Origin of the sequence: Janthinobacterium salmonicoloratum (genome assembly GCF_051380845.1) — a bacterium.
Taxonomy (GTDB): Bacteria; Pseudomonadota; Gammaproteobacteria; order Burkholderiales; family Burkholderiaceae_D; genus Janthinobacterium; species Janthinobacterium lividum_F.
In genome coordinates this window covers 1-9,858 of record NZ_JBNYXV010000013.1, presented here as the reverse complement: position 1 = coordinate 9,858, position 9,858 = coordinate 1, and the positions used below count along the sequence as shown (strand labels likewise).

Sequence of the window (9,858 nt, the reverse complement as noted above, 5' to 3'; positions counted from 1 at the left end):
AATATGGGTGTTGCCAACGGAGGCGATGGAACCGCTATTGTTCAGCAATCCACCTACCGTCAGCTGCTGGTTACGGCCCGCATACAGAAGACCGCCGTTATTCAAATCACCGCTGAGGCGCGCCGTCAGGTCCGTGCCAGCGCTGACCGTGCCCTGCTGGTTCAGCAAGGTCGCCGCATCGAGACGTAAATTGTCCGCCTGCAATACGCCACGCGTGTTGTCAATATTCACACCACCAACATACAAGTCGGCAGTCGCGGCAATTACGCCGTCGGTATTCTTCAGCGCACCCTTGCTGACGATATCTGCCGAGGCAGCGGACGTGATACGGCCCTTGCTGTTCTCCAGTATGCCTGCCTGTACCGACAAGATACCCGTGCCAGCATGCTCGATCTTGCCATCGCGGTTCGTCAACGTGGTCACATCGAGAGTCAGATTATTGCTGTTGACGGCGATGCGGCCGGCCGTGTTATCCAGATTACTGGTCTGGATGATGGTATTACCCGTACCCGTTTGCAGTACCGTGCCTTTGGCGTTGTCAAGATTGCCTACGTGCAGATCCAGCTGGCCCGCCTGCAAGGCACCTTCCGTGTTGTGCAGGGTGGCGCTGGTCGTGACGTTCAAGTTGCCCGGCGTCGTGATGACTGCCTTGTTCGCACTGACATCGCCCTGTGCTGCCGTCAGGCCGATGTTCGCGGCGCTGGTCTGGCTGCCGCCGATGTCGATGCTGGCGCCTGTCAGATTGGCGCTACCTGCAGCCAGAACCTGGCCATGCGCGACCAGCGTTTGCGTGGTGCTCACCGTCAAGTCGCCAACCGTACCCAAGCTGCCATCGGCCTTGATACCCGCACCAATCAGACTGCTTGCGCCGCTGTCAAGACTGTTTGCCGTGACGCTGGCGTTGCCCTGCGCCGCGATCACGCCCGTGTTCGTGACGGCGCCTTTTGCGGTAAGGGATTGATTTCCGGCAGCATACAGGCTGCCGGTGTTACTCAAAGTGTCGAGCGTGGTGTTCAGGTTGGCTCCGGCAAATACACTGCCTGCCGTGTTATTCAACTTGCCAACCATCAAGGTCGCGTCGCCAGCGACAGCCTGCAATTGTCCTTTGGTATTGTCGATGTCGTTACCGTTCAATGCCAGGTTGCGCCCTGCGGCCACGATCCCTTCGGTATTGTCCAGGCTGCCAACCTGCAGTTCGGCATCCTGCGCAGCCACGATACGGCCCGTGTTGTTCAGCAAGGTAGCTGCTTTCACCAGCGCATCGCCATTGCCTTCGACCTTGCCGCCCGTATTGTCCAGCTGACCAGTAACGCTCACCGTCATCAGCCCGGTACCCGTCTGCGCCAGGCTGCCACTGCGATTGTCCAGGCTGTCAGCGTTCACCGTCAGCCGATTCGCGATGGTGGTGGCGTTGCGGTGATCCAAGGCCACTGCCGTGATATCGAGCTTGCCATTGCCCGTGATCTTGCCGTACTGGTTGTCGAACTGACCTGCGTTGATCGCCAGAACGCCCGCGCCCGCGTGTTCCAGCTTGCCATTGATGCTCGTCAAGACCTTGGCGTTCAAGGCCAAATTATTGCTGTTGACGGCGATGCGGCCGGCCGTATTGTCCAGCTTACCTGTCGTGATAGTGGTGTCGCCGGTGCCCGTCTGCACGATCTCGCCGCTGGCGTTGTTCAGGTTGGCGACGTTCAGCTGCAACTGACCGCCCACCAGCTGGCCCTGATTATTAATCAGCGACTGGGCGTTATTTGCATTGGCCGTGATGGCCAGTACGTTGCTGGCGGAAATGACGGCTTTGTTGGTCTGCACATCACCGCTGCGCGCGGTGATATCGATGTTGCTTGCCCCCGTCTGGCTACCCGACAGATCAATGGCCTCGCCCGTCAGCACGGCATTGCCCGCCGCCAGGTTCTGCCCGCTCGCCTGCAAGACACCATCGGCATTGATGGTCAAGTCGCCCGCCGTGCCCAGGCTGCCATCGGCTTTCACACCCGCGCCCAGCAAGCCGCTGCTGGTGACTTTGCCGGCAGAAATATGGGTGTTGTTGACGGAGGCAATCGAACCGCTATTATTCAGCAATCCACCGACCGTCAGTTGCTGGTTGCGGCCTGCATACAGCAGGCCGGCATTGTTCAGGTCACCACTGATTTTGGCCGTCAGGTCCGTGCCAGCGCTGACCGTGCCCTGCTGGTTCAGCAAGGTCGTCGCATCCAGACGCAAATTGTCCGCCTGCAATACGCCTCGGGTGTTGTCGATTCCGATACCCGCCAACTGCAGCGCCTGCGTGGCGGCGATCACGCCATCCGTATTCTTCAGCACACCTTTGCTGGCGATATCCGCCGAGGCGGCCGAGGTGATGCGGCCCTTGCTGTTGTCCAGCACGCCCGCCTGCAGCTGCAGGCCACCATTGCCGGCAATGCTGCCACGCGTATTGTCCAGCGTCTGCGCCACATCTACGCGCATCTGCCCTGGCCCCGTCTGCTGCAAGGTACCATCACTATTGTCCAGCTGGCCGGCCTGCACTGTTACTTGTTGCCCGGACGTCACTGCCTGGCGGTGATCGATTGTTTCCGCCTGGATATCCACCAGGCCATTGCCCGTGACCTTGCCCCGCTCGTCATCGAAGCGCACCGCGTCGATGTGCAAGCTGCCCGAGCCCGCGTGTTCGATGCTGCCGTCGCGGTTCATTACCTTGTCGGCATGCAGCGTAAGTTTGGTGCTGTTGACGGCGATGCGCCCGCCCGTGTTGTCCAGGATGCTGCCTTGCAATGCCGTGTCGCTATTGCCCGTCTGGATCAGGGTGCCGCCGCGGTTGTCGAGCGATCCAGTTTTGATGTCCAGCTGCCCCGCGCTCAGCGTGCCGCGCACGTTCGACAGGGCCTGGCTGCTGCCGGCCGCCGCCACGGACAGCAAGCCGGTGGTCGTCACCAGTGCGTTATCGGTAACGACATGGCCCGCGCTGGCATTCAAATCAATGGCCGCGCCGCCCGTCTGGCTGCCGCTCAGGTCGATGGCGGTGGCGTGCATGCTGGTCTTGCCGGCGGCCAGATTCTGGCCATGGGCCACGATCGCTTGCGTGGTCATCAGTTGCAGCTGGCCGCTGCCAGCCAGGCTGCCGTCGGCGCGGATGCCGGCGCCCAGCAAGCTGCCAGCGGCGCTGTCGATGCGGCTGGCGTCGATGCGGTTGTCGCCCTGCGCGGCGATCACGCCGCTGTTGCCGACGGCGCCGCTGACCTGCAGCGCCTGGTTACCGGCCGCATACAGGTTGCCGCTATTGAGCACTTCGTTGGCCCGGGTGGCAAGGTCGCCACCGGCAAACACGCTGCCGGCCGTATTGTTCAGTTTTGCGACCGTCAAGGCCGCATCGCCCGCCACTGCCTGGATCTGGCCGCGCGTATTGTCGACGTCGCCACTATCGAGACGCAGCTTGCCACCCGCCGCCAGGGTCGCTTCCGTATTGTCCAGCGCGCCGGTGGACAGTGCCAGGTCCGTGCCCGACACGATGCGGCCCTTCTGATTTTGTACATGACCCGCCTGCACGCTCAAAGCGCCATTGCTTTCCAGCGCGCCACCGCGGTTGTCCAGCCCGTTGCGCACCTGCACGCCGGTCACGCCCTGGCCGCTCTGCGCCAGGCTGCCGCCCTGGTTGTCCAAGGTACCGGCGTTGACGCTTAACTGACCCGCCACCGTGCGGGCATTGCGGTGGTCGATGTGTTCGCCAGTCAGCGCCATGGCGCCATTGCTGAGGATACTGCCGCGCTGCAAGTTGATCTGCGTTGCGCCAATCTCCAGCGCGCCCGTGCCCGCATGCTGGATTTGCCCGTCCTGGTTACTCAGGCTGCCCGCCTGCAGGCGCAAGGCCTGGCTATTCGTGGCGATGACGCCGCGCGTATTGTCCAGCGCTCCCGGCAATTGAATCGCCAGGTCGCCGGCGCCCAGTTGCATGATCTGGCCGCCCACGTTCGACAAGTCGTGCGCCTGCACCCCCAGTTGCTGGCCCGTCAGTTGTCCACCATCGCTGCGCACGGTCTGCGCCGCGTCCAGCTGCAGGCGTTCGCGCGCACTGACCTGCGCCCGGCGGGCGTCGAGGTCGCCGGCACTGGCGCCCAGGCTGACGTTCGCGCCCGACACCTGTGCGTCGGCCAGTTCCAGCCGGCGCGCCGTCAGGCTGCCATCACCGCCGGCCACCGCCGTGCCATGTACGGCAATGGTGTCGCCAGCAGAAACGTTCAGCTTGCCGCTAGTCGTCAATGTATTGTCCAGATTCAAGCCCGCCGCCAGCACCGAGCCAGCCGTGGCATCGATGCGCGCCGCCGCGCCCGTGGCTTGCACCTTGACATTACCCTGCGCCGCAATCACGCCGCTGTTGGCAATATTGCCCTGCGCCTGCACCTGGCTGTCGCCGCCCGCGTACACGGTGCCGCTGTTGGCCACGTCGCCCGTGACGGCAATGCTCGTCTGGCTGCCGCTACCTGCCGACTGGATATTGCCGTTGTTGCTCAGCCAGCCATTCGATTGCAGCACCAGGTTGCCCGCCGTGGCCGCCAAGACGCCCGCATTGCGCACGCCCAGGCCCGCTTCCGTGCCGATCAGGGTGATCTTGCCGGCATACATGCCGCCCAGTTGCGCCACGTCCAGCGCGTAGGCTGGGGCCGGCCCCACGCCAGACGCAGCGCCCGCCACGCCATGCGCCGCATCGATCTGGTTAGGTCCCGTGACGACTTTCAATTCCTGCGCCCAGATGCCGCCATTGATTTGCGCGGCGCGCGCCAGAATCGCCGTATAGTCGCTCAGCGACGTGTCCAGGCCGCGTCCGTTGATGCTGACCACGCCGCGCTGCACCATGTAGCCGTCCAGGTTGCCGCCGTTGAGGATCGGTGTTCCCGTCGTCAGCGTGACCCGGCTGGCATTGATGAACCCGCCGCCATCGATGGCCACGCCGGCCGGGTTGGCAATGACGACTTCGGCCCGCTGGCCCGCTACCTCAACATAGCCGCGCAACTGGCTCGGATTGGCCGAATTGACTTCGTTGAGGATCACGCGTGCGCTGCCGCCCGCCAGCCATGGGTTGCCCTGCACCCAGCCGCCCGTCTGTGTCTGCACATTGCCGCGGCTATTGTTCAGGATGGCGCCATTCGCCGTCACGTCGAACTGGCTGTAGGTATTGCGCGACACGCCTGCCGCGCTCGGCGTCTGGATATTCACCTGCGTCACGCCGTTGGCGCTTTGCACCACGGTCGGACGCTGGCGGCCCGGCGCGTTCGGGTCGGCCACGATCTGCCCCATAGCAGGACCGGCGACAAAGGTCACCATGCCCAGCGCGCCAAATATCGCCAAGGCCAGCGGCTGCAACTTGCCATTGATCCCGCCACCGCCATCACCGCCAAAGACGCCGCTGTCCAGGCCGCCCTCTCCCTTGGCCGCCTTGCCCTGCGAAGAAGCGTTTTCAGCCACCACCATCAGTTGGCCACGGCGTTTGTTGAAAATGATGCGGTACAGGTTCTTGTTCATGAAATGTCCTAATGACAATTAAATGATGCGATAGAGAGGGAGGAGAACGGCTGGCGGTATCTCAGTAACTGGCGTTCAGGCTGAAGCCAGCCGTATGGCTGGCCGTGCGGAACAGCTCGGGCTTGCGCTCCTGCTGCTGGCGCAGGACGCGCTCTCGTTCTTGCTGGCGAATGAATTCTTGGCTGGCATCGTCGCGCTGGCTGGTGCCAGGCGGATTCTGAAGGGGCGGCGCGATTTCAGGACGGGTCTGCGCGGACACGGCGGCACACAAGGTGCCGCTAAACAAAAATACACCGCACCATGGCGTCAAGCGCAGGTGCATATGTTGCCTTAAATAATTATTTATGTAAGGAAATTATAAAATAACCATTTCCATATGGCAACTATATTTATTTCTTGAGAAGTTTACTACTTTGGTAACTACCTTTTAACTATCGAATTACCACTAGTAAACAGGCACCCAGCCTTGAGGCAGCAGAGCAGGCAATGGGAGACGGTATCGATGGCATAAAAAAAGCCCTGTAAAAACAGGGCTTTGGCTTACTAAGTCATTCCGAGATGCAAGGTTTCCACAGGAAACTCACTCCCACTCGATTGTCAATGAGACTGCGATGCCTTTGATTTTTCAGTGTTTTCCACGTTATTCAGTTGCCGATACCCTCAGAAATACCCACACGGGATCAGTACTTCACTAGCGACAACAATCAATCTCACAAACATATGGCCCAACCACTTACTACGGCCTATACCATGCTCCACACTGCCGCCGCTTTTCACGTATCGAGCAAAACAGTCAGTCGAGCCGTGTCGGTACTTAGTAAAGCGCAACTTGCTGCAGATCGAGACGACCAAGGCTGAGATCGTGTACGAATGCCGGACCTGACCCCGGCTCCCCTCGCTCGCACCTGCCACCAGATTCTTCTGGGCGATGACGCCTTCATTTCAGCACATCAGCAATCGCAGCGCACCGAGACGCCCAGAGATACGCCAAGGTCGCAGCGCCGCGCTGTCACGCTGTCATTAGAGCAGTTTCGGGCGCGCTATAGCGACAGAGACGAGGCGATGGCACGCGCTTATCTGTAAACCGCCTTTGCCATGTCCCACATCGCCGCCGCTTTTCACGTATCGAGCAAAATAGTCAGTCGAGCCGTATCAGCATTTGGTAAAGCACAACTTGCTACAGATCGAGACGACCAAGGCTGAGATCGTGTACGAATACCGGACCTGACCCCGGCCCCTTGGAGATCGTGTACGAATGCCGGACCTGACCCCGGCCCGGTGACCCCGGCCCCCCGAACGCCCCCCCCCCCCGAATGCCGGACCTGACCCCGCCCCCCTGATCTCAGCCCAATGACAGCTAATTCATTTTCCTATTTGGGCATCTACCTCAGCAAGAAGTACAGTCATTTCTCTCGGCACTGGAGTATCCACATATACCTGTGCAATTTCAAATGGATCGATCATCGTCGCCATATTATTGGTCTTTGAAAACTTCCCGACAACATAACGCGCAAAATACCGCGAGTCACATATATCGTTCACATACCAACATCCCCCATATTTCTGTGAAAAATATTCACCAATAAAATAACCTACTCGCGTTAAAAGCCAGACGCGATCACCCTTATCAGCCACAACTATATCTCGCAAGGATGCCTCAACAAACGGAACATATTTCTCTGCTTGGTTTAACACTTGATGCGCGGGATTAATTCCAATTTTCTCAATAAAATCAACCAGAGCGGGCATGAGCTCATTGAAAAAATCCTCAAAACCCTTCTTTCTCTGTTCCAACTGAATAGCATGTTCTGGCAACATTTTTAATCCTTAATGATGAATTACTTGAATAATTTTTTGTTTTGCCAACTCTTTACTGAGCTCTAACGATGGGCCTGCATCAAGAAATATCCAACGTGGCTCATAACCTTGCGTATTAGCACGAAGCCAAACGTCCTTCAATATCTGCTGCTGGATATTATCACTCAAAGGTACTGTTTGTTGCGTTGCTTCCCCATTTACTGTACGCCATGATTGATACATCTTAACTTCGTTCGCTTGTATTCCACCTGCTGATGTTGGCACCGGAGCATCAACAAAACGACCACCGGAGCCCGTGATAGTTTGCCCATTTACCGTTGTCGCAGGAACTTGGAAGTGCTGTTGGCCTGAAGAGCCCGTTAATTCCTGAATATAATCTTCAGCACTTTTCCAACGATCAGGGCCCCGCATATTTCTTATTTCCGACAACGTCTTCGTGGTTGGCGTGTACTCAAGCAACAAAGGCTGCGAGGACTGAGAGCTTACAACATTTGGAGATTTTCCGGAAACAGTAATCGTTCGCTCTAGCGGTCCACCTCCACTTAATTCATTGAGATTTTTAAAATTCCCAGAATTACCACTTTCAGCAGTTAGTTTCCTTAATGCAATCGCCTGATCAATTGAACGGTTAGCAACCTTTAATGCCGTAGCGGCAGACCCCACTCCCAATGCCATTTCAACGAGATTTGCGGCCTGCGGAGACATTCCCAGCCCCTGCAAACCTTGGTTCATGAAGGTACTTTCCGACTTGCCAGAAATAAGCTGTTTCGACCCCGCATAGGCCGCGTCGAGACTTACTGTACCCACGAACCAATTGGCCGCGCAGCCTACACCAGTCACACAGGATGCTGGGGCCGTAACAACGCTTCCTGCGACGCCGATCCCGCCCAGCACCATCTGCCCCGCACCAAAAGTACGCGTACTAATCTGATAGGTATTATTAATCTGTTTTACAGCATCAGAATTTTTATTGCTAAGGAATCCATCAGTCGTATACTGAAATTGCCCGGTCTGTTTCGCCAACAATTGACGCTCACTACTGAGCGAGGGACTGTCACCGATGTCGGCCAGCTGCTTCAGTTTTTTATAGATATCGCTATCTACCGGATATTCCGCATAACATTTTACCGCCGCACAAGCTGCCGCAGTCAACCTTGCTTCTTTTGCAGCATCATTACCAGCCAACTGCTTGATCCGTGCCTTCTCATTATCATGCAGTTGCCTGTTGTAGACATCAACCGTTGTAGCCGTAATGCCACCTTGGGCCATACCTGACAGCAGATCGCTCCCGCCTTGTCCTGACGCACCAGAGGCCACAACTCCCCCGAGTGCGCCGCCAATACTTGCCAACGTTTGCTGATAGGTATTGATGAACTCTTTACGTTCTTCCCCCTTCAAATCCTGCTTATTCGCTTCCGCTTCACCGAGACTGTGGCCCAGTTGTTGGCCCCAGTTCCCCCCGACAACGCCACCCACGCCACTCAATGCGCCGCCTGCCCCGCTTGAGAGTCCACCGATAAGCCCTTGCGCGGCGGCATGCAAAGCAATGCGGTTAAAGCCGTTGTCCCCCCATGATTCAGCGGTGTCTTTAGCTTGTTTAGCCAATGCATCGTAGTAACTGGCCTTCTCCGCATCGCCACTACTCCGTGCGGCCTTAGCGCTTTCCTCATACATTGAACTCGCCACGTCGGCAGCGTCCTGTTTGGATTTTCCTATGCTTCCTACGACGCCGGCCGCCAATGGTGCCGCCGCCTTGACGAACTCCTTGGCCACCTCCATCGTCGCCTGCAGCGCTGCCTTGTCAAAATTATTGCCAATCTTCCCGCTGGAATCCACTCCAGTTGTTACGTCGCGGTTGATTCCGGCGATGGCTTCATCCGCTCCCTTGCCCGTCGCCGCGCGCTGGGCCGCGTCATCTGTGATGACGAGTGTGCCGCCGCTGATGCCGCTACGCGTGGTGCTGCTGGCATTTTCGCTAGTCCCCACGATAATAGGCAAGCCTGCGGTTTTGGCATCCTTCTCGCCGCCGACGTTGGTGAGGTTATCGTTCTTAGGCCCCGTGCCTGCGAACGACATTCCTCCCGACACGCCTACGCTACTACCTTTAGAAATCGCATGATTGGCAATATCACTATGCGTCAAAGTCGACGTAATCAGACTGCTGTCAAGCTTGCCCGCCTCCGTGGCGCTGATGACGGCGCCCTTCAAGTCCGTATTACCGCCCACCTTGATCTGGAAGCCGCCGTCACCCGCCTTGATGCCGCTCTGCTCCTGCACGCTGGCATAGTCGTTGTGCATATTGCTCTGGCTATAGCTGCCGCTGACGCTGGCGCCAAAGCCGACCGTGCCGCTGACGGAGATGCTCTGGCTCTTGCTGTCGAACTTGGCCGTGTCCTGCAGGCTTTCCAGGTTCAGGTTGCCCTTGATATCGGCAATTACCTGGTTGGCGCTGGCTACGGCGCCCTTGATGTTGGTGTCGCCACCGCTTGTGATGACCAGCTTGTCGCCCGCATTGACGTGGGTATT

General features: G+C 58.4%; 4 protein-coding genes. All 4 read right to left on the bottom strand.

Translation table 11 applies throughout. The features are described 5' to 3' along the window. Positions 1–5,514: two-partner secretion domain-containing protein (locus ACQ4WY_RS28130; protein WP_436506907.1), on the bottom strand; the 5,514-nt coding region annotated here is incomplete at its 3' end. Positions 5,515–5,575: 61 nt separating this feature from the next. Beyond that, positions 5,576–5,836: a hypothetical protein gene (locus tag ACQ4WY_RS28125; RefSeq protein ID WP_436506906.1), complete on the bottom strand. Its 261-nt coding sequence runs from the start codon at positions 5,834–5,836 to the stop codon at positions 5,576–5,578. Between the two features lie 1,040 nt (positions 5,837–6,876). After that, on the bottom strand, positions 6,877–7,332 hold the full coding sequence (locus tag ACQ4WY_RS28120) for a hypothetical protein (protein ID WP_436506905.1): 456 nt from the start codon (positions 7,330–7,332) through the stop codon (positions 6,877–6,879). 9 nt (positions 7,333–7,341) lie between these two features. After that, on the bottom strand, positions 7,342–9,858 hold a 2,517-nt coding region (locus ACQ4WY_RS28115), incomplete at its 5' end, for a hemagglutinin repeat-containing protein (protein WP_436506904.1).

What these genes read in the sequence shown, in the direction of transcription:
- ACQ4WY_RS28125 (WP_436506906.1), bottom strand. Translation starts at nt 5,836, where the DNA reads ATGCACCTGCGCTTGACGCCATGGTGCGGTGTATTTTTGTTTAGCGGC.
- ACQ4WY_RS28120 (WP_436506905.1), bottom strand. Translation starts at nt 7,332, where the DNA reads ATGTTGCCAGAACATGCTATTCAGTTGGAACAGAGAAAGAAGGGTTTT.